This window comes from Pseudomonas sp. CBS, from assembly GCF_024734645.1.
Taxonomy (GTDB): domain Bacteria; phylum Pseudomonadota; class Gammaproteobacteria; order Pseudomonadales; family Pseudomonadaceae; genus Aquipseudomonas.
Genome location: NZ_CP102929.1, coordinates 2,251,934 through 2,270,743 on the forward strand (window position 1 = coordinate 2,251,934; position 18,810 = coordinate 2,270,743).

An 18,810-nucleotide genomic window follows, 5' to 3' on the forward strand; every position below is an offset into this window, starting at 1 on the left:
TCGTTCCCACGCCCCGCGTGGGAATGCAGCCCGGACGCTCCGCGTCCCCATAGGGAGAACAATAAAAATGATCTTCACCCAGGAACACGAAGCACTGCGTCGCACCGTCCGTGGCTTTGTCGAGCGCGAGATCAACCCCCACGTCGACGAATGGGAAAAGGCCGGACGCTTCCCGATCCACGAGATCTTCCGCAAGGCCGGCGACCTCGGTTTGCTGGGCATCTCCAAACCGGAAAAGTTCGGCGGCATGGGCCTCGACTACAGCTACTCCATCGTCGCCGCCGAAGAATTCGGCAGCATCCGTTGCGGCGGTATCCCGATGTCCATCGGCGTGCAAACCGACATGTGCACCCCGGCCCTGGCCCGTTTCGGCTCGGATGAGTTACGCGAAGAATTCCTGCGCCCGGCCATCAGCGGCGAACAAGTGGGCTGCATCGGCGTTTCGGAAACCGGCGCCGGCTCCGACGTGGCCGGGCTGAAAACCCATGCCCGCAAGGACGGTACCGACTATGTGATCAACGGCAGCAAGATGTGGATCACCAACTCCCCGAGCGCCGACTTTATCTGCCTTTTGGCCAACACCTCGGACGACAAGCCGCACATCAACAAGTCGCTGATCATGGTGCCGATGAACACCCCTGGCATCAGCGTCAGCCCGCCCCTGGAAAAGCTCGGCATGCACAGCTCGGAAACCGCCCAGGTGTTTTTCGACGACGTGCGCATCCCCCAGCGCAACCGCATCGGCCATGAAGGCGCGGGGTTCATGATGCAGATGCTGCAGTTCCAGGAAGAACGTCTGTTCGGCGCGGCCAATATGGTCAAGGGCCTGGAGTACTGCATCGACAGCACCATCGACTACTGCAAGGAGCGCAAGACCTTCGGCAAGGCGTTGATCGACAACCAGGTGATCCACTTCCGCCTGGCCGAACTGTCCACCGAAATCGAATGCCTGCGGGCGCTGGTGTACCAGGCCACCGAGCAGTACATCAAGGGCCAGGACGTGACGCGCCTGGCCTCCATGGCCAAGCTCAAGGCCGGGCGCCTGGGGCGCGAAGTCAGCGACAGTTGCCTGCAATATTGGGGCGGCATGGGGTTCATGTGGGACAACCCGGTGGCCCGGGCTTACCGGGATGTGCGGCTGGTGTCGATTGGCGGTGGGGCGGACGAGATCATGCTGGGGATCATCTGCAAATTGATGGGCACCCTGCCGGGGAAAAAGTCGTGAATACCTTGCTGCTGGAACCGCATAACGGGGTGTTGCATGTGACGCTCAATCGGCCTGACAGCCGCAATGCCATGAGCCTTGAGATGGTGACCGAGTTGCGTTCGGTACTGGCCGATGTGGCAAGGGATAAAGCCTTGCGGGCGGTGGTTATCAGTGGCGCCGGTGGGCATTTTTCGGCCGGCGGGGATGTGAAGGACATGGCGCGCGCGGGGGCCACGGGTGGGTTGCAGGCGTTGAACCGGGCGTTTGGCACGCTGTTGCAGGAGGTTGAAGCGCTGCCGCAGGTGGTGATTGTGGTGCTCCAGGGTGCGGTGCTGGGGGGCGGGTTGGGGTTGGTGTGTGTCAGTGATGTGGCGATTGCGGATCATCAGGCGCAGTTTGGGTTGCCGGAGACCAGCCTTGGGCTGTTGCCGGCGCAGATTGCGCCGTTTGTGGTGAAGCGTATCGGGTTGACTCAGGCGCGGCGGTTGGCTTTGACGGCGGCGCGGTTTGATGGGGTTGAGGCGCTGCGGTTGGGGTTGGTGCATTTTGTGGAGCACGATCCCCAGGCGTTGGCGGAGCGGGTGGATGAGGTGTTGGGGCAGGTTTTGCGTTGTGCTCCGGGGGCTAATGCGCGGACCAAGGCGTTGGTCTTGGCCAGTGGTGAGCAGGCTTTGGGGCCGTTGCTGGATCAGGCGGCTGAGTGGTTTGCCGAGGCGGTTTGTGGGGAGGAAGGGATTGAGGGGACTCAGGCTTTTGTGCAGAAGCGGACGCCTCGGTGGGCGCGATGAATTGGGGGCATATCCGTTTCTGCGGTGATGGCCGCTATGGGTTCCGCTCTTACAGCGGGTCACTTTTGAAAAGCGCAAAAGTAACCAAAACGCTCTTGCCCCACCACTCGGCACCTCGCCTAGGCTCGGTGTGCCCTCACTCCGGCTTTGGACCGTGGGCCGCCGTCATGGGCCATCCTTGGCCCAGGACGGCTAACCTGGCGTCCTGCCAGGTTACCCACGCTCCAAAGCCTGCGTTCGGCCAGCGTGGTTTAACGGGGCGCCTAAGATCAAGATCAAAAGCAGTTCAAGAGCACAGCGGCCTACCGGCCGGCTTGAGTGTTGAAGAGCAAAATCAAAAGCTAAAGCGGGCACGGTCCAAATGTGGGAGCGGGCTTGCTCGCGAAGGTCGTTAACGATGACGCGGGCATTCTGAATGAACGCGGCGACCTCAGGTTTTTCGCGAGCAAGCCCGCTCCCACAGAAAAGCAGATTTGTTTTCGCTCTGGTTTTTGCTTTTGCTCTTTAACACTCAAGCCGGCCGGGAGGCCGCTGTGCTTTTGCTTTTGATTTTGATCTGACTGCCCCAATAAGCCCGAGGCCGAACGCAGGCAGTGCGGAGCGGGTAAACCGGCAGGACGCCGGTTTAGCCGCGCCGGGCCATGGATGGCCCGTCGCGGCGGCCCGCGGAGCAATGCCGGAGTGAGGGGACACCGAGCCTAGGCGAGGTGCCGACAGGCGGGGCAGAGCCCTTTGCTTACTTTGGGGCTTTTCCAAAGTGAGCCGCTGTAAGAGCGGAACCATAAGCAGCCGTTACCGAAGAAACGGATATGTACCCGACAAGCCAAGGACCACCACCATGCCGATGTTCAACAAAATCCTCATAGCCAACCGTGGCGAAATCGCCTGCCGCATCCAGCGCACCGCCCAATCCCTGGGCTACCGCACGGTAGCGATCTACAGCGACCCCGACGCCAACGCCCTGCACGTCCAGATGGCCGACGAAGCCATCAACATCGGCCCCGCCCCGGTCACCCAGTCCTACCTGAACATCGAAGCCATCCTCAACGCCGCCCACCGCACCGGCGCCGACGCCATCCACCCCGGCTACGGCTTCCTCTCCGAAAACCCCGACTTCGCCCGCGCCTGCGCAAACGCCGGCCTGACCTTCATCGGCCCCAGCCCCGAAGCCATCGAACTGATGGGCAGCAAACGCCTTTCAAAAGTCGCCATGCTCAATGCCGGCGTCCCCTGCATCAAAGGCTACCAAGGCCCCGACCAGGACGACCCAACCCTGCAACAGCAAGCCGACCAAATCGGCTACCCGCTGATGATCAAGGCAAGCGCCGGCGGCGGCGGTCGCGGCATGCGCCTGGTGCACAGCCCCGACACCCTGCTGGAACACCTGCGCACCGCCCGCTCCGAAGCACAAAACGCCTTCGGCAGCGCCGAACTGATCCTCGAACAAGCCCTGATCGCCCCCCGCCACGTCGAAATCCAACTGTTCGGCGACACCCACGGCAACCTGATCTACCTCGGCGAACGCGACTGCTCGATCCAGCGCCGCCATCAAAAAATCATCGAAGAAGCCCCCTGCCCCGTCATGACCGACGAGCTACGCCAAGCCATGGGCGAAGCCGCCCTCAAGGCCGCCCGCGCTGTCAATTACGTCGGCGCCGGCACCGTCGAATTCCTCCTCGACCGCAACGGCAACTTCTACTTCCTGGAAATGAACACCCGCCTCCAGGTCGAACACCCGGTCACCGAACTGATCACCGGCCTCGACCTCGTCGCCTGGCAACTGCAGATCGCCGCCGGCCAGCCGCTTCCCCTGAGTCAGGCCCAAGTAACCCTGAGCGGCCACGCCATGGAAGTACGCCTGTACGCCGAAGACCCGGCCCAGGGCTTCCTGCCGCAAACCGGCGACGTGCTGCGCTGGGAACCGGCGCCGGGGGTGCGCATCGATCATGGCGTGCTGGAAGGCCAACGCATCACACCGTTCTACGACCCGATGCTGGGCAAGATCATCGCCCACGGCGCCACCCGTGAAGAGGCTCGGCGCAAATTGGTCAGGGCCGTGGAAGACAGCGTACTCCTGGGTGTATCCACCAATCAGCGCCTGCTGGCCAGCCTGCTCAAGCATCCCCGGTTTGCCGCCGCTGACTTCAGCACCGGCTTTATCGCCGAGCATTTCAACGACATCGCCCGAACCCACGCGACCCACGAAGAATTGGCATTGGCCGCCGCGCTGTTTTACCAGCACAGCGCCAGCGCTCATTCCAAGCCGTTATCCGGCTGGCGCAACAACGCCAGCGTGCCGTGGAGTTATCAACTCGCCGAACAGGATGAGCCCCGGACAATCAGCCTCAGTGTGCTGGCGGACCATTGCCTGCAGGTCGACATTGATCAGCACGCCGTCGAAATACGCGACCTCACCACCGACGGACGCTGGGCTATCGCCGTGGTCAATGGTATCCGCCGTCGCATCGCCTACCACCTGCAAGGCACTCGGCTCTGGCTGCCTGGCGTGTGCATCGATGATCGAACCCAAACCGTTGCCACCCGCCAGACCGAGGCCAGCGACGGCACGGTCAAGGCGCCGATGGATGGGGCAATTGTCGAGGTACGGGTCAGCGAAGGCGATTCGGTCAGCAAGGGCCAGCTATTGCTGGTGCTGGAAGCGATGAAAATGGAGCACCCCCTCAAGGCCGGCATGAGTGGTGTGGTCAAGCGAATCCAGGCGGTTGCAGGAGATCAGGTCAGGATCCGTCAGATTTTGCTGGAGATCGAGTAAGCCCTGGGCGGAACTAGCAGGCTTGGCTACGCTCTATCCCCATCAGGACGGGAAGAGTACGGGAACCTGCGATGCCTCATTGGCTGATTATTGATCTTGAAGCCACAACGGATGAAGGCGGCTGGCCCGTGACCGAGATGGAAATCATCGAAATCGGCGTGAGCCTGGTCAACCGCCAGGGCCGTGAGCTGGACCATTTCCAGCGTTTCGTGCGGCCGTTGCGCAGGCCGTTGCTGACGCCGTTCTGCCGCCAGTTGACCCACATCACCCAAGCGAACATCGATGCTGCCGCGCCGTTGAATGAGGTGTGGCCGCTGTTCGAACGCTGGCTCGGTCAACACCAGGCACGCCTGGAAGGCTGGGCGAGCTGGGGCGATTACGACCGCCAGCAACTGGAGCTGGAGTGGCAGCGCCATGGCTTGAGCAGTGTGCTGGGCCAGACGCCCCACGTGAACCTCAAGCAGCGCTTCGCCAAGGCCCGGCGCCTGGACAAGCCCCTGGGGCTCAACGGCGCACTGCAACTGGCGGGCATGCAGTTCCATGGCCAACAGCATCGGGCGCTGGAAGATGCGCGCAACACCGCACGGCTGCTGCCGTTGATTTTGCCCGTGTAGAAGGCATACTGGCCGACCTTTCTTGACCCTTTTCCGAGGATTCGCCCATGTTTAAAGTCAACGAGTACTTCGACGGCACCGTCAAGTCGATCGCTTTCGGCACTGCAGAAGGTCCGGCGACCATCGGCGTCATGGCCCCGGGTGAATACGAGTTCGGCACCGCCCAGCGTGAAATCATGCACGTGGTGTCGGGCGCGCTGACCGTCAAGCTGCCAGACAGCACAGACTGGGAAACCTTCGAGGCCGGTAGCCAGTTCAACGTGCCAGCCAACAGCAAGTTCCAGCTGAAGGTCGCGGTCGACACGGCTTACCTGTGCGAATACCGCGGCTGATCTTTGCGCCGGCCGTAAAAAATGCCCGTCTCGCAAGAGACGGGCATTTTTCATTTCAGGGTGGCTTACTCCAGGATCGTCACCGGCATACCGACTTCCAGGCGGCCCACCCCATCGTTGACCAGGTTCTGACCGAACATCACATCGCCCTCGTGCTCACGATAGGTCTTGAGGGTGGCCAGCGGTTCGCGGTCGGCACTGCGTTCGCCGCTTGCCGGGTCGATGGTGGTCAGGATGCAGCGTGAGCAGGACTTGACCACGCGAAACTCCACGTCGCCAATCCGTACCCGCTTCCAGCCGTCCTCGGCAAACGCCTCGCTGCCTTCGATCACCAGGTTGGGACGGAAACGCAGCATTTCCATGGGTCGGCCGACCCGTTGGGACAAGTCATCCAGGGACGCCTGGCCGATCAGCAGCAACGGAAAACCATCGGCAAATGCAACCTTGTCATCGTCCTTGCCGTAGCCGGCCTCGGTAGTGCGCGCACGCGCCAGTGGCACTTGCACCAGGCGCGTGGGTTTGCCGATGAACTCGCTGACCCAGGCGCCCGCTTCATCACCGGCGTCGGGCACGCGCAAGGTGTCGCGCCAGATGGTCACGCCGCGCAACTCGGCATCGCTGCCGGGCAGTGGCACGTCAAGGGCAGGTTGGCCTTCAGCGCTCAAGGTCAGGCCACCGGCGCTATTCCACAGCGCCGACAGCTGGCTCATCTTGGCCACGGCCCGCTGGGTCAGGAAACGCCCGCTGGCCTCGTCCACCAACATCCAGCGTCGATCCCCGTCGAGCCCGAGTGTGTCCAGGCCAATCTGCTGCAAGGTTTCACCCTTACCGGACTTCAAGGGGTATCGGTACAACGCGCTGAGACGAAGCATGGGCCTGCATTCCTGAGGGGTAAAGCCGTCACCCTAAGCTCAAGCCGGTACTTCGTCCAGCATCAGGCGCTGACGCACCACGTCCACCAACTTGTCGGGCTGGAACTTGGAGAGGAAGTTGTCGCAACCGACCTTCTTCACCATCGAATCGTTGAAGCTGCCGGACAACGACGTGTGCAACACCACGTACAGGCCACGCAGGCGCGGGTCGTTGCGAATCTCGGTGGTCAAGCGGTAGCCGTCCATCTCGGGCATTTCGGCGTCGGTGAAGATCATCAACAGTTTGTCGGTCATCACCTGGCCGCTGTCGGCCCAACCCTTGAGCATGTTCAGGGCCTTGAGGCCATCGCTGGCGATGTGCATCTTCACCCCCAACTGGCCGAGGGTGTCACGCAGTTGCGAGAGGGCGACGTTGGAGTCATCCACCAGCAGCACTTCACGGCCGCGGGCGCGTTCCAGCACCGGGTCTTCGAGTTTCTCGCGGGAAACCTTGGCGTTGTAGGGCACGATTTCGGCGAGGACTTTTTCCACGTCGATGATTTCCACCAACTGGTCGTCGACCTTGCTGATGGCCGTCAGGTAATGCTGGCGCCCGGCACTCGCCGGAGGTGGCAGGATCGCCTCCCAGTTCATGTTGACGATGCGGTCGACGCCGCCCACCAGGAATGCCTGCACAGAACGGTTGTACTCGGTGACGATAATGGTGCTGTTGGGCCCCGGAATCAGCGGGCGCATGCCAATCGCCTGGGACAGGTCGATCACCGGCAACGTCTGGCCACGCAGGTTGACCACGCCGCAGACAAACGGATGGCGCTGGGGCATCAGGGTCAACTTGGGCATTTGCAGCACTTCCTGCACCTTGAACACGTTGATCGCGAACAGCTGCCGCCCGGCCAGGCGAAACATGAGGATCTCCAGGCGATTCTCACCCACCAATTGTGTGCGTTGATCTACCGTGTCGAGAATGCCGGCCATTAAAGACTCCTGGGTTTAGCGGATGGATAGTGCTGGTCACTGAAGAGGGTTATCGGCGGCAATCGCCGGACCTTGACCCCCCACTAAAATGCCATGCAAATCCATTGATGTCACACTGACATCATGCTTTACTGAGCCAGCTTCACCACAACGCCCATCACCGCCGCCGCGTGACCGTAAAGTCAGCGCGAGGTTCCCCTATGTAAGGGATTCCCCTATCCACAATCAGGACCAACCTGATATTCGCGATATCTAATAGCCATTAATGTGACGCCATTCTCATTGCATGAATGGAGTCAGGCTTTTGTTTGCTATCGCAAGCCCGCGGCCCAGGGGTCGTCCAGAGACTTACGTCTTGGCAACCGAAGAAGTTGTGCGAACAACCCTGGAGATTATGGGGGGCCCGGACGAGCCCGATCGTTATTCAAATAAATGTCCTACGGAAAAGTCGGATCCGACCTACAGATCTTCGTCATATTTCAGCGGTAGTTTTACGCCATTCACCCGGTACGACATCTCATCATCCGACGGTATGTTATGGAGACTTGCATGATGAACGACGGCAAAGAGTGGCAACTTGCACTTCCCGAGTTCCTGCTCGAAGCGGAGATGTTGCTGGCCAAGTCTGAAGAATGCTTGAGCCACCTGCATTTGATCCGCAACGACAGCGACGCCATCGACTGCATGAAAGCCAGCCTGATCAAGCTCTCGGAAAAGTCAGAAGCCTTGGCCCTGCGGGCGATCAGCGAGTTTTCACGGCATATCCAGTACCTGATCAGCAATGCCGCCAGCCCCTTGCAGTTACATGATGAAGCACTTGATGCATTGCACAACTGCCTCACATTGCTGGCCTGGCAACTGGAATTGATCGACACCAAAACCGGCAAACTCAGCCTGGATGAAACCGAACAAACCGTGTTGATTGCCACCGTCGTGCAACACATCCCGCAAAGCGACTTTGGCTACACACAACAGCAACGCATGCCCTCCGCCTTTTGAGTCCTCTTCGCATTTATCCGGCAAAAATGTCGCAATCAATCACTCATTTATCCAAAAACGACAGCCACAACTAATCACAAATGACGTAGTCGTTAGCCGAAAAATATCAATAAGCCACTAACGACAATACCGATACAAAACAACTTCAATGATACAACTCCCCCACTCTTTGAACTCCGGGACTACCTCCCGAGGCGCAGCCGTGATTAATACGCCTCATCACGCTCGGCGAAAGGCGACCAACGGTAATAGTGGTGGTACCATGCCCCGCTCGAAGTGACTCAACTTCATGATGCATATAAACGTGAAATGCGCCTCCTATGTACGCCAGCCTGAAGTCACTCATCGCAAGGTCCGTGTCCCGAAGCAATGCACGCAGGATGACCCTCGCGCTATGCCTGTGTTCGTGCCTGCTTAGCCTGTGGGCTTATGCACGCTCGGCCGAGCTTCCTTTAGCCCTGCTGTTATTGAACCTGGCCACCCTGTTGGTGGTGGGCCTGCAACAGTGGCGCTCACGCAAGTCCATCAAGTTCCAGCCCCAGGAACTGGCCGAACGTCTGTTGCAGGTCCAGGAAAACGAACGGCATCGCCTGAGCCGTGAATTGCATGACGATATCGGCCAACTGTTGACCGCCGCCAAGCTGCAAAGTGAATGGCTCAAACGCCGCCTGCCGGAAGACCTGCAAGGCCATTGCGCAGTGCTGTGCAACACCCTGAACGAAACCCTGGCCAAGGTGCAGGACGTGTCGGCCATCCTCAATCCCCGGCAGTTGGCGAGCCTGGGGCTGGAGGCGAGCCTGCGGGCGCACCTGCTCAAGACCCTGGAAAACACGCAGGTAAACTGGAGCCTGGAATGCCATCAACGGCTCACCGGCATCCCGGAAGAAATGGCCGTTGCCGCCTTTCGCATTACCCAGGAAGCCGTTACCAACATGTTGCGCCATGCCGAGGCACGCAACCTGCTGGTGCGCCTGCAACGCCTGCCGGAAGGCCTGTCACTGTCTATCAGCGATGATGGCCAGGGCTTTTCGCCCGCCATCAACCCCGCCCAGGAAGGTCAACGGGGCATGGCCGGGATGTCCGAGCGGATTGATCAACTGGGCGGCACATTGTCTGTCAATAGCCGGCCAGGCTTTGGCACACGGATCGAAGCGCTTTTCCCCTGGGCGCCCCGCGCCCTCGAACGGGCCAACCCCCATAAGGTTCTAGAGTGACGTGCAACTTACTCCTGGTGGATGACCACTCCCTGATCAGGGCCGGCGTGCGTGCGCTGGTCATGGATATTCCCGGCTACGCGGTGATCGGCGAAGCGAGCGACGGCGCCCAGTTGCTGGAGCGCTTCGATGCGCTGCAACCCGACATCGTGCTGCTCGACCTGTCGATGAAACACACCGGCGGGCTCGATGCCTTGAAGAACCTCAAGCAGGCTTATCCGAAGAGCAAAGTGCTGATCCTGTCGATGCACACCGACCCGGAACTGATCATGTGCGCCCTGGAATCCGGCGCCCATGGCTACCTGCTCAAGGACACCACGGCCAACGAGCTGGAGCACGCGCTGCTGGCCTTGCGCAACAACGAACGCTACCTGAGCCCGGCCATCGCCCACACGGTGATCAACCAGGCGCTGATCCGCAATCAGGCCCAGGCCAACCCGCCGCCCCACAGCCATAACCTGACCGCGCGCCAACTGGAAATCCTCCGGTTGATCGTGCGCGGCAAGTCCACCCGGGAAATCGCCCATGGCCTGGGCTTGAGCATCAAGACCGTGGAAGCCCACCGCTCGCAAATCATGAAGCGCTTGCAGATTTTCGATGTGGCGGGCCTGGTGTTGTTTGCGGTGCGCGAACAGATCATCAGCCTGGACGATTAGTCAGCAACGGCGAATCCGTCGGCAAATGCACCCGCAGCGCCTGGGGCAAGGCCGAAAAGTGCAAGTCATCACCCTGGAGCGGCTCGCCGTCGAGGTTGATCGCCAGCCCTTCGGCCACCTTGATTTCGACCCACGGCAAACGCGCCCGCACAAACATGTTGTCCAGGCCCCAACCGTCCGTCATCAGGCTACGCAGGGTGCCGACCACTTCCTGAGGCGCCGGCAGAATGCTGATATCCAGCAAACCATCATCGGCCAGGGCATCGGGGCACAGCACATGCCCGCCACCGGCCTGGCGCCCGTTGCCAATGCCCAGGGCCAGCAGCTCGCCGCGCCAGTGGAAGTCGGGGCCCTGCAATTCACCGTAGGCCGCACGCAACTCGCTGAAACGTGACAGGCCGGTAAACAGATAGGCTGCGCCGCCGAGGACCTTCTTCAGGTCTTCGGAGGTGTTGGCGGTGACTTGGCTGCCAAATCCGCCGGTGGCCATATTAAGGAAGATCTGCCCACCCACTTCGCCCAGGTCGATGGCACGGGCCGGCACATCCAGCAGGTCCAACGCCTGCTCAGGCTCCAGCGGCACACCGGCGGCGCGGGCAAAATCGTTGGCGGTGCCGAGGGGCATCAGCACCAGGCTGGCCTCGGTCTTGGCCCGGGCCATGGCCTCGGCCACATCCCGCAGCGTGCCGTCACCGCCGCCGGCAATCAGCCGCGTGTAGCCATCGGCGAGGGCCTGATCGACAAACCGCTGGGCATCGCCACCCTCCCATGTCACCCGCACGGCCAACTCCCAACCCTGTTCGCGCTTGCCCTGCACTGCCGCCCGCACCTCTTCGTTGAGGGCTTGCTTGCCGTGCAGAATCAACAGTGCCTTGGGTGTGCTCATGGATGAATGCTCCTGGGTTTAAGGTTCCTGAGAGATGTTGACCGTGGCCAATCGAAAAAAAGCCATTGGCTTTGGAAATTAACCCGGGTTTGTGGCGTTTCTGACACGGATCAACTCGCATTTCGCAAAATCCGCCTAGACTTGCACCCATTCTCATCCGACAAGGCCGTCGCACCATGATCACCATGTCCGCCTTCCACTCCATGCTCATCCCGATCCTGACCGGCATGATCCTCCTGGCCATAGGCTTCAACTTTCGCGACAAAGCCATCGGCGTATTCGGCATGTGGATCGGCATGCTGCTGATCCTCGGCACCGTGGTTTACAAGATCCTCGCCAAACTCGCGGAATGACAATCACACTCGCATTGCGCAGGACGGCCTCGTACACTCGGCCAATTCGTCGTTTTTAAGGTTGACCGCCTCGTGCTTGCCCGTCTGTTTGCCCTGCCCTGTTGCCTGTTTATCTGCCTGCTGTCCCTGCTGCCCATGGCGCCTGCCCACGCCGTGAGCCTGCCGGGGCTGCTGGGCAGCAACACCAAAGCCCAACCGCAAGCCGACGTCCCGTTGGGCCAGTCCCTGGACGAGGTGATCAAGACCCTGGAAAACGACCAGCAGCGCACCAAGCTGCTGAGCGACCTGAAAAAGCTCCGGGAAACCACACAAAAAGCCCAGCCCGCCGCCGAACTCGGTGTACTCGGTTTGATCGGCGGCACCCTGTCCAGCCTGGAGCAACAGTTCTCTGGCGCCGACAGCCCGATCAATCGCTGGTCCAACGAGTTTGACCTGGCCAAGGACGAACTCACTGCATTGATGCTGCCGGCCAGCGAATGGCTGCCGATCATCTTTGCCTTTGCCATGATCCTGATGCTCTGGAGCCTGCTGGCCGCCGTGCTGATCTGGCTCAGCCATCGGGTGCGCGAGCGTTTCGGCCTGACCGAAGAACTGCCCCAACACCCCAAGACCTGGGACCTGTTGCGCTTCGCCCTGCGCAAGCTCGGGCCATGGCTGATCGCGTTGGTGATCACCGTCTACATGAGCTACGCACTGCCCTCGTCCCTGGGCAAATCCCTGGCGATGGTGCTGGCCTATGCGCTGGTAGTGGGCACCTGCTTCTCGGCGATCTGCGTGGTCGCGTTTTCCGTGCTGGACGGCCCGCACCGCCACCGCGCGCTGTACATCCTGCGCCACCAGGCCTTTCGCCCGCTGTGGCTGATCGGCAGCTTTGCCGCCTTTGGCGAAGCCGTCAGCGACCCGCGCCTGGCCGAGAGCCTGGGCCAGCACTTGTCCCATGTCGCCGCGACCATCGCCAATGTCATGGCCGCGCTCTCCACTGGCGTGTTCATCCTGCGTTTCCGCCGACCCATTGCGCACCTGATCCGCAACCAGCCGCTGTCCCGCCGCCTGACCCGCCGCGCCCTGAGCGACACCATCGAGATCGTCGGCACGTTCTGGTACCTGCCGGCGTTGCTGCTGGTGGGCATCTCGCTGTTCGCCACTTTCGTCTCCGCCGGTGACACCAGCACCGCCCTGCGCCAGTCGTTGTTGTGCACGGTGTTGCTGGTGCTGTGCATGGTGATCAACGGCCTGGTGCGCCGCCATTCACTCAAGACTCAGCGTGGGCACAAGCGCCATGCGCTGTACTCCGATCGCCTGAAAAGCTTCGTCTACACCCTCGCCCACCTGGTGGTGTGGCTGGTGTTTATCGAACTGGGCCTGCGGGTCTGGGGGCTGTCGCTGATTCGCTTTACCGAAGGCGACGGCCATGAAATCAGCGTCAAGCTGTTCGGCCTTGCCGGCACGTTATTGTTCGCCTGGCTGATCTGGATCCTCAGCGACACCGCGATCCACCACGCCCTCACCCGCTCGCGCAAAGGCCTGGCCAACGCGCGTGCGCAGACGATGATGCCGCTGATTCGCAACGTGCTGTTCGTGACCATTTTCATCATTGCCGCCATCGTCGCCCTGGCGAACATGGGCATGAACGTCACGCCACTGCTGGCGGGTGCCGGTGTGATCGGCCTGGCCATCGGTTTTGGTGCGCAGTCGCTGGTGGCGGATTTGATCACCGGCCTGTTCATCATTATCGAAGACTCCCTGGCGATTGATGACTATGTGGATGTCGGCGGTCACCTGGGTACGGTCGAAGGCTTGACCATCCGTACCGTGCGTCTGCGGGACATCGACGGGATTGTGCACACCATCCCGTTCAGTGAGATCAAAAGCATCAAGAACTACTCCCGGGAATTCGGCTACGCGATCTTCCGGGTGGCGATTCCCTACAACATGGAAATCGACGACGCCATCAAGCTGATGCGCGACGTCGGGCAGAAGATGCGCAACGACCCGTTGCAGCGGCGCAATATCTGGTCGCCGCTGGAGATTCAGGGTGTAGAAAGTTTCGAGTCCGGCAGTGCGATTCTTCGCGCCCGCTTCAAGACCGCGCCGATCAAGCAGTGGGAGGTTTCGCGAGCGTTCAACTTGTCGCTCAAGCGTCACCTCGATGAAGCCGGGCTGGACCTGGCCACCCCGCGCCTGAGCGTGCAAGTAGTGACAGCGGCGGGAGGCGTGCAGGAGAAAGAATAAGCGCTGCCCGGATGACGTCAGGATCAACAACAATAATCATGGAGAGTCCTTATGCGTTTGACCGGTCTTACACACCAATGGGTACTCGGCCTGCTGTGCGGTGTCGCCAGCAGTGCGGTCATCGCCGCCAGCAGCGGCCAGGACAGTGCCCGCGAAGAAATCGCCGCCCAGGCGAAAGTGCTGGAACCGGCCCTGCTGGAAACCCGGCGCGACATCCACGCCCATCCTGAACTGGGCAACACCGAAAAGCGCACCGCGGAACTGGTGGCCAAGCAATTGCGGGAGATGGGGCTTGAGGTCAAGACCGGCGTCGCCCGCACGGGTGTCGTCGCAATCCTCAAAGGCGCCCTGCCCGGCCCGACCGTTGCCTTGCGCGCCGACATGGATGCGCTGCCGGTCAAGGAAGTGTCCGACCTGCCCTTTGCCTCGAAGGCCAAGGGGGTGTACCTCGATAAAGAAGTCGACGTGATGCACGCCTGCGGCCACGACGCCCACACCGCCATCCTGCTGAGCACGGCAAAAATTCTGACGGGCATGCGCGATCGTCTGCCGGGCACCGTGGTGTTTTATTTCCAGCCGGCTGAAGAAGGCCCGAGCGACTTTATCCCCGATGGCAAGAACACCTGGGGCGCGAAGATGATGGTGCAGGAAGGGGTGATGAAATCGCCCAAGCCGGATGCGGTGTTCGGGCTGCATGTGTGGGCGGGTGTGCCTGCGGGGCAGATTGCGTATCGGCCGGGGCCTACCCTGGCGAGTTCGGATGACCTGCGGATCAAGATCCTGGGCAAGCAGACCCATGCGGGGCGGCCGTGGGATGGGATTGATCCGATTACCGTGGGGGCGCAGGCCATCGTTGGGTTGCAGACGGTGGTGAGCCGGCGCACCGACATTTCTTCGTTTCCGGCGGTGGTGAGTATTGGCACCATCAACGGGGGGACGCGGTACAACATCATTCCTGAGTCGGTGGATATGAGTGGGACCATTCGCTCTTACGACTATGGCATTCGCCAGAAGCTGCATGCGGATGTGCGGCAGACCGTCGAGAAGATTGCCGAGAGTGGTGGGGCGAAGGCTGAGGTGACGATCATTGAGAAGTACGATCCGACCATCAATAACCCGGCGTTGACCGAGAAAATGCTGCCGAGTTTGCGTTGGGCGGCAAAGGGGGATGTGGTCAACGCCCCGTTGGTGGGTGGGGCTGAAGACTTCTCGTTTTATGCCAAGGAAGCGCCGGGGTTGTTTGTGTTTCTGGGGGTGACGCCTAGGGATCAGGATATGAGCAAGGCGGCACCGAATCATAATCCGGGGTTCTTTGTGGATGAGTCGGCGTTGGTGGTTGGGGTACGGACGTTGGCTTCGTTGGCGACTGACTATTTGTATGCCAATGCGGGGGATTGAGGGTATATCCGTTATTTGGGTAACGGCGGCTTATGGTTCCGCTCTTACAGCCATCCCTTTCAAGGTCTTGGTTTAAAATCCCCTAACCAATCCAGTCAGGACGACGAAACTATGTGGGAAAAGGTTTTAGAACGGTTTGAAAAACAGGCGCCGGCCAGCGTCATGACCAAGTTGATATTAGAGCAGGCAGTAGATGCCGCTTGGGTTGACAAGGTGTTCGATGATCACCGCCAACGGCAGTACTCACGTGAGCTTTTGTTTTCAACCGTTGTTGAGCTGATGTCCCTTGTTTCATTGGGCTTGAGGCCGTCGTTACACGCGGCGGCGCGCAAGATGGAGGGCCTTTCGGTCAGTGTTTCGGCACTCTATGACAAGATCAAGCGAACCGAACCCGAGCTGCTTCGCGCCCTCATTTCGGGCAGTGCCGAGCGTTTGATACCGACCGTCGAAACGCTCGGCCATTCATCGATCCTGCCCGGCTGGCAGTTGCGTATTGTGGATGGCAACCACCTGCCGGCCACTGAAAAACGTCTAGGCGCTCTGCGCAATGAGCGCGGCGCAGCGCGCCCAGGATTTTCAGTAGTTGCCTACGATCCGGATCTGGATTTAGTCGTTGATCTTCAGCCGTGGGAAGATGCCTACGCCAGTGAGCGAGTCAGTGTTTTACCGCTGCTGGCCCGCGCATGCGCGGGCCAGTTGTGGATGGCTGACCGGCTCTATTGCACGCTCCCCGTCCTGCAAGCCTGCGAGGACACGGGGGCTTCGTTCATCGTTCGCCAACCCAGCAAGCATCCACGCCTGGTCCAGGAAAGTGAGTGGCAAGACTCAGGGACGGTCGATAGCGGAACCGTTCGCGAACAAATCATCGAAGTGAAGGGTGGCCGCCGCTGGCGACGTGTTGAGTTGAACCTGCAAACGGCGAATGACTCAGGTGATTTGGTGATGTGGTTCTGGAGCAATTTGCCCGACACCATCGGTGCCCGGCAGATAGCCGATTTATACCGTCATTGCTGGAGTATCGAGGGAATGTTTCAGCGCCTTGAGTCGGTACTGGACAGTGAAATTACAGGCCTTGGCAGCCCGAAAGCCGCGCTATTGGGCTTTGCCTCGGCGGTCCTGGCTTACAACGTTTTGTCGGTTCTCAAGCGTAGCGTTGAGCAGGCGCACCGCGAAACGCAGCCAGAGGGTTGGGAGGTTTCGATTTTCCATTTGGCGGTGCATGTTCGCAGTGATTATCAAGGCTTGCAGATCGCATTGCCTGCGGAAAATTTCCCTCTTGAAAAGACTCCGCAAGGGCTGGCAGAGCGATTGCTGGCCCTGGCAAGGATGATCAAACCTAAGTCCGTAGCAAAAAGCCCTCGTGGCCCCAAAGTAGCCAAGCCCAAGGAGTGGCTGGAAGGTAAGGCGGTACGGGCGCATGTCTCAACAGCTAGGGTGCTTAAGGCGGCTAAGTCGGATAAACGTACTTAAACACGGCCTTAAACGGGCTTTTAAACGCAGACCTTGAAAGGGATGGCTCTTACAGCGGCTCACTTTTGAACAGCGTGTACGGACCGGACACATGGTGGACACATGTGCGGGGACATGGTTGACACATTATGGACCATAGTCTGGCTTGCTCACGTCGATTGTTCGTAGGAAGTGATGGCAAAAGTAGACGTCAAAAAGCCCATCACTTTCAGGATTAGGACGTATGGCAAGGTGATGCCCAGCCAGCCCCTTAGCTATGCTGAAATAGCGTTTCTGAAAGCGGAATCGGCTGTTATAAGCCTTGGCCAATACGTCGTCCGGTCCGTATTCAAACTCCGATAACTGCTGCGGATAAGCCCATGGGCTGGCTCGATACCGGTCCATCGGCACCTTGTAGCCCAACGCTTGATGAGGCCGTTGCAAGTTATAAATCTCACGCCATTGATCAAACGCTGTTTGAGCTTCCTTGATCGTGGAAAACTGACGCCCATTAAGCACTTCGGCCTTGAGTGACCGATGGAAACGCTCAATCTTTCCATTGGTTTGGGGGTGGTAAGGACGGCTGAAGCTGATCCGAATTCCTAAGCGAATCAACCAGATACTCAGCTCGGTGATTTCGCCAGGGTTGCGCGGCGAGCCCCAGGGCGGGCCGTTATCGACGTTGATGCGAGCCGGTAATCCGAAGCGCTGGAACACTTCAATCATTTTCTCTTTCACCGTGGTCCCACGCTCGTTATCACAAGCCTGAATCGCCAGGTTGAATCGCGAGTGGTCGTCCAGCAGGGTCAGGGGATGGCATCGGCCTTGTTGCGTCGGGAAATGCCCTTTGAAGTCCATCTGCCAAAGATCGTTAGGCGCATCGTGTTCAAATCTCAACTTTGCCGCTTGTTCCTTCTGAGCAGGCTGAATCAGCCCGTGTCGGTGCAGAACATTAGTAACGGTGCTGGGAGCGATTTGTTTTTTCAAAATGCTGCTGATCGTGCGCCCACCCCAGGCTGGATGGTCTTGCCTGAGCGCTATGACCGCCGTCTCTAGAGCGGTGTTGGTCAGCTTGGGGCTGGTGAGAGGTTTGCGGGACTTCTCTTGCAGCCCCGACCGGCCTTGCGTCTCGTAGCGATCGAGCCACTTGTACGCCGTTTGGGGGCTGATACCGAATCGTCGACACAGTTCTCGTTTATTACTGCCGGGTTGCCGCGCCAAGGCGACAAACTCTTCTTTCAGGCTCATGGCATCTCTCGTGTCCCAGGGCATGATGGTTTTCCGGCGAAGTTAGCTCGCCGAAAAGTGTCCACCATGTCCCCGCACACCCGTCAACCATGTGTCCGGTCCGTACAAACAGCGCAAAAGTAAGCAAAACGCTCTTGCCCCACCACTCGGCTCCTCGCCTAGGCTCGGAGTGCCCTCACTCCGGCTTTGGACCGTGGGCCGCCGTCATGGGCCATCCTTGGCCCAGGACGGCTAACCTGGCGTCCTGCCAGGTTACCCACGCTCCAAAGCCTGCGTTCGGCCAGCGTGGTTTAACGGGGCGCCTAAGATCAAAAGCAAGAGCACAGCGGCCTACCGGCCGGCTTGAGTGTTGAAGAGCAAAAGCCAAATCAAAATCTAAAGCGGGCACGGTCCAAAAAATGTGGGAGCGGGCTTGCTCGCGAAGGTCGTTAACGATGACGCTGGCATCCTGAATGAACGCGGCGCTCTCAGGTTTTTCGCGAGCAAGCCCGCTCCCACAGAAAAGCAGATCTGTTTTCGCTCTGGTCTTTGCTTTTGCTTTTAACACTCAAGCCGGCCGGGAGGCCGCTGTGCTCTGCTTTTGATCTGCTTTTGATTTTGATCTGCGGGCCCCGTTAACCACGATGGCCGCAAGTAGGCACGGTGGAGCGGGTAAATCGGCAGGGATGCCGATTTAGCCGCGCCGGGCCATGGATGGCCCGTCGCGGCGGCCCGCGGAACCGGGCCGGAGTGCGGGCATGCCGAGCCTAGGCGAGGCACCGAGTGGTGGGGCGAAGACCTTTTGGTTACTTTTGGGGCGTTTGCCAAAAGTGAC

15 protein-coding genes and 1 pseudogene are annotated in these 18,810 nt (G+C 60.1%); 12 read left to right on the top strand and 4 right to left on the bottom strand.

Annotated features, from left to right (window positions below; all coding sequences use genetic code 11):
• Window positions 1-67 precede the first annotated feature (67 nt).
• From atuD to NVB75_RS09960, 5 genes are all read left to right on the top strand, one after another.
• Window positions 68-1,225 (top strand): citronellyl-CoA dehydrogenase, encoded by a 1,158-nt coding sequence (gene atuD, locus NVB75_RS09940; protein WP_003209038.1) that lies wholly within the window; start codon window positions 68-70, stop codon window positions 1,223-1,225.
• Window positions 1,222-1,995: an enoyl-CoA hydratase/isomerase family protein gene (locus tag NVB75_RS09945; RefSeq protein ID WP_258347022.1), complete on the top strand. Its 774-nt coding sequence runs from the start codon at window positions 1,222-1,224 to the stop codon at window positions 1,993-1,995. The genes atuD and NVB75_RS09945 overlap by 4 nt, the downstream gene beginning before the upstream one ends.
• 838 nt (window positions 1,996-2,833) lie before the next feature.
• Window positions 2,834-4,768 (top strand): acetyl/propionyl/methylcrotonyl-CoA carboxylase subunit alpha, encoded by a 1,935-nt coding sequence (locus NVB75_RS09950; RefSeq protein WP_258347023.1) that lies wholly within the window; start codon window positions 2,834-2,836, stop codon window positions 4,766-4,768.
• 71 nt (window positions 4,769-4,839) lie between these two features.
• Window positions 4,840-5,382: an exonuclease domain-containing protein gene (locus tag NVB75_RS09955; RefSeq protein WP_017479491.1), complete on the top strand. Its 543-nt coding sequence runs from the start codon at window positions 4,840-4,842 to the stop codon at window positions 5,380-5,382.
• A gap of 47 nt (window positions 5,383-5,429) precedes the next feature.
• Complete coding sequence (locus tag NVB75_RS09960; RefSeq protein WP_014337306.1) at window positions 5,430-5,714, top strand: pyrimidine/purine nucleoside phosphorylase; 285 nt, start codon at window positions 5,430-5,432, stop codon at window positions 5,712-5,714.
• Between the two features lie 65 nt (window positions 5,715-5,779).
• On the opposite strand, the gene NVB75_RS09965 is transcribed toward NVB75_RS09960, so the two are convergent.
• Complete coding sequence (locus tag NVB75_RS09965; protein WP_258347024.1) at window positions 5,780-6,586, bottom strand: MOSC domain-containing protein; 807 nt, start codon at window positions 6,584-6,586, stop codon at window positions 5,780-5,782.
• A gap of 39 nt (window positions 6,587-6,625) precedes the next feature.
• Window positions 6,626-7,561: a chemotaxis protein CheV gene (locus NVB75_RS09970; RefSeq protein ID WP_258347025.1), complete on the bottom strand. Its 936-nt coding sequence runs from the start codon at window positions 7,559-7,561 to the stop codon at window positions 6,626-6,628.
• 552 nt (window positions 7,562-8,113) lie between these two features.
• Here NVB75_RS09970 and NVB75_RS09975 point away from each other — a divergent pair.
• The 3 genes from NVB75_RS09975 to NVB75_RS09985 all read left to right on the top strand — a co-directional run bounded on the left by NVB75_RS09975 (window position 8,114) and on the right by NVB75_RS09985 (window position 10,430).
• A complete protein-coding gene (locus tag NVB75_RS09975; RefSeq protein ID WP_258348566.1) occupies window positions 8,114-8,560 on the top strand; it encodes a hypothetical protein in 447 nt (148 codons plus the stop codon).
• A 320-nt stretch (window positions 8,561-8,880) separates the two neighbouring features.
• A complete protein-coding gene (locus tag NVB75_RS09980; protein WP_258347026.1) occupies window positions 8,881-9,774 on the top strand; it encodes a sensor histidine kinase in 894 nt (297 codons plus the stop codon).
• Window positions 9,771-10,430 carry a response regulator transcription factor gene (locus NVB75_RS09985; protein WP_258347027.1) on the top strand — a complete coding sequence of 220 codons (660 nt, stop codon included), beginning with the start codon at window positions 9,771-9,773 and terminating at the stop codon, window positions 10,428-10,430. Before NVB75_RS09980 ends, NVB75_RS09985 begins: the two co-directional genes overlap by 4 nt.
• On the opposite strand, the pseudogene yegS reads toward NVB75_RS09985, so the two are convergent.
• A pseudogene (yegS, locus tag NVB75_RS09990) lies at window positions 10,392-11,316 on the bottom strand (lipid kinase YegS); the annotation flags it as partial. The gene NVB75_RS09985 and the pseudogene yegS overlap by 39 nt on opposite strands.
• Window positions 11,317-11,492: 176 nt before the next feature.
• Here yegS and NVB75_RS09995 point away from each other — a divergent pair.
• From NVB75_RS09995 to NVB75_RS10010, 4 genes are all read left to right on the top strand, one after another.
• Window positions 11,493-11,669 (top strand): hypothetical protein, encoded by a 177-nt coding sequence (locus tag NVB75_RS09995; protein WP_010166452.1) that lies wholly within the window; start codon window positions 11,493-11,495, stop codon window positions 11,667-11,669.
• A 72-nt stretch (window positions 11,670-11,741) separates the two neighbouring features.
• Window positions 11,742-13,901, top strand: a complete 2,160-nt coding sequence (locus tag NVB75_RS10000; RefSeq protein ID WP_258347030.1) for a mechanosensitive ion channel family protein — start codon at window positions 11,742-11,744, stop codon at window positions 13,899-13,901.
• Window positions 13,902-13,952: 51 nt separating this feature from the next.
• Window positions 13,953-15,299 (top strand): amidohydrolase, encoded by a 1,347-nt coding sequence (locus NVB75_RS10005; protein WP_258347031.1) that lies wholly within the window; start codon window positions 13,953-13,955, stop codon window positions 15,297-15,299.
• A 162-nt stretch (window positions 15,300-15,461) separates the two neighbouring features.
• Window positions 15,462-16,769, top strand: coding sequence for an IS4 family transposase (locus NVB75_RS10010; protein ID WP_258348568.1), 1,308 nt, complete (start codon window positions 15,462-15,464; stop codon window positions 16,767-16,769).
• Between the two features lie 126 nt (window positions 16,770-16,895).
• Here the strand turns inward: NVB75_RS10010 and NVB75_RS10015 are convergent, their stop codons facing one another.
• Window positions 16,896-18,020, bottom strand: coding sequence for an IS481 family transposase (locus NVB75_RS10015; protein ID WP_258344060.1), 1,125 nt, complete (start codon window positions 18,018-18,020; stop codon window positions 16,896-16,898).
• Window positions 18,021-18,810: the final 790 nt, after the last annotated feature.

Coding starts and splice junctions, on each gene's coding strand:
- NVB75_RS09960 (WP_014337306.1), top strand. CDS start 5,430: ATGTTTAAAGTCAACGAGTACTTCGACGGCACCGTCAAGTCGATCGCT.
- NVB75_RS10015 (WP_258344060.1), bottom strand. CDS start 18,020: ATGCCCTGGGACACGAGAGATGCCATGAGCCTGAAAGAAGAGTTTGTC.
- NVB75_RS09970 (WP_258347025.1), bottom strand. CDS start 7,561: ATGGCCGGCATTCTCGACACGGTAGATCAACGCACACAATTGGTGGGT.
- NVB75_RS09965 (WP_258347024.1), bottom strand. CDS start 6,586: ATGCTTCGTCTCAGCGCGTTGTACCGATACCCCTTGAAGTCCGGTAAG.
- NVB75_RS09980 (WP_258347026.1), top strand. CDS start 8,881: ATGTACGCCAGCCTGAAGTCACTCATCGCAAGGTCCGTGTCCCGAAGC.
- NVB75_RS09975 (WP_258348566.1), top strand. CDS start 8,114: ATGAACGACGGCAAAGAGTGGCAACTTGCACTTCCCGAGTTCCTGCTC.
- NVB75_RS10005 (WP_258347031.1), top strand. CDS start 13,953: ATGCGTTTGACCGGTCTTACACACCAATGGGTACTCGGCCTGCTGTGC.
- NVB75_RS09955 (WP_017479491.1), top strand. CDS start 4,840: ATGCCTCATTGGCTGATTATTGATCTTGAAGCCACAACGGATGAAGGC.
- NVB75_RS09995 (WP_010166452.1), top strand. CDS start 11,493: ATGATCACCATGTCCGCCTTCCACTCCATGCTCATCCCGATCCTGACC.
- NVB75_RS09950 (WP_258347023.1), top strand. CDS start 2,834: ATGCCGATGTTCAACAAAATCCTCATAGCCAACCGTGGCGAAATCGCC.
- NVB75_RS10010 (WP_258348568.1), top strand. CDS start 15,462: ATGACCAAGTTGATATTAGAGCAGGCAGTAGATGCCGCTTGGGTTGAC.
- atuD (WP_003209038.1), top strand. CDS start 68: ATGATCTTCACCCAGGAACACGAAGCACTGCGTCGCACCGTCCGTGGC.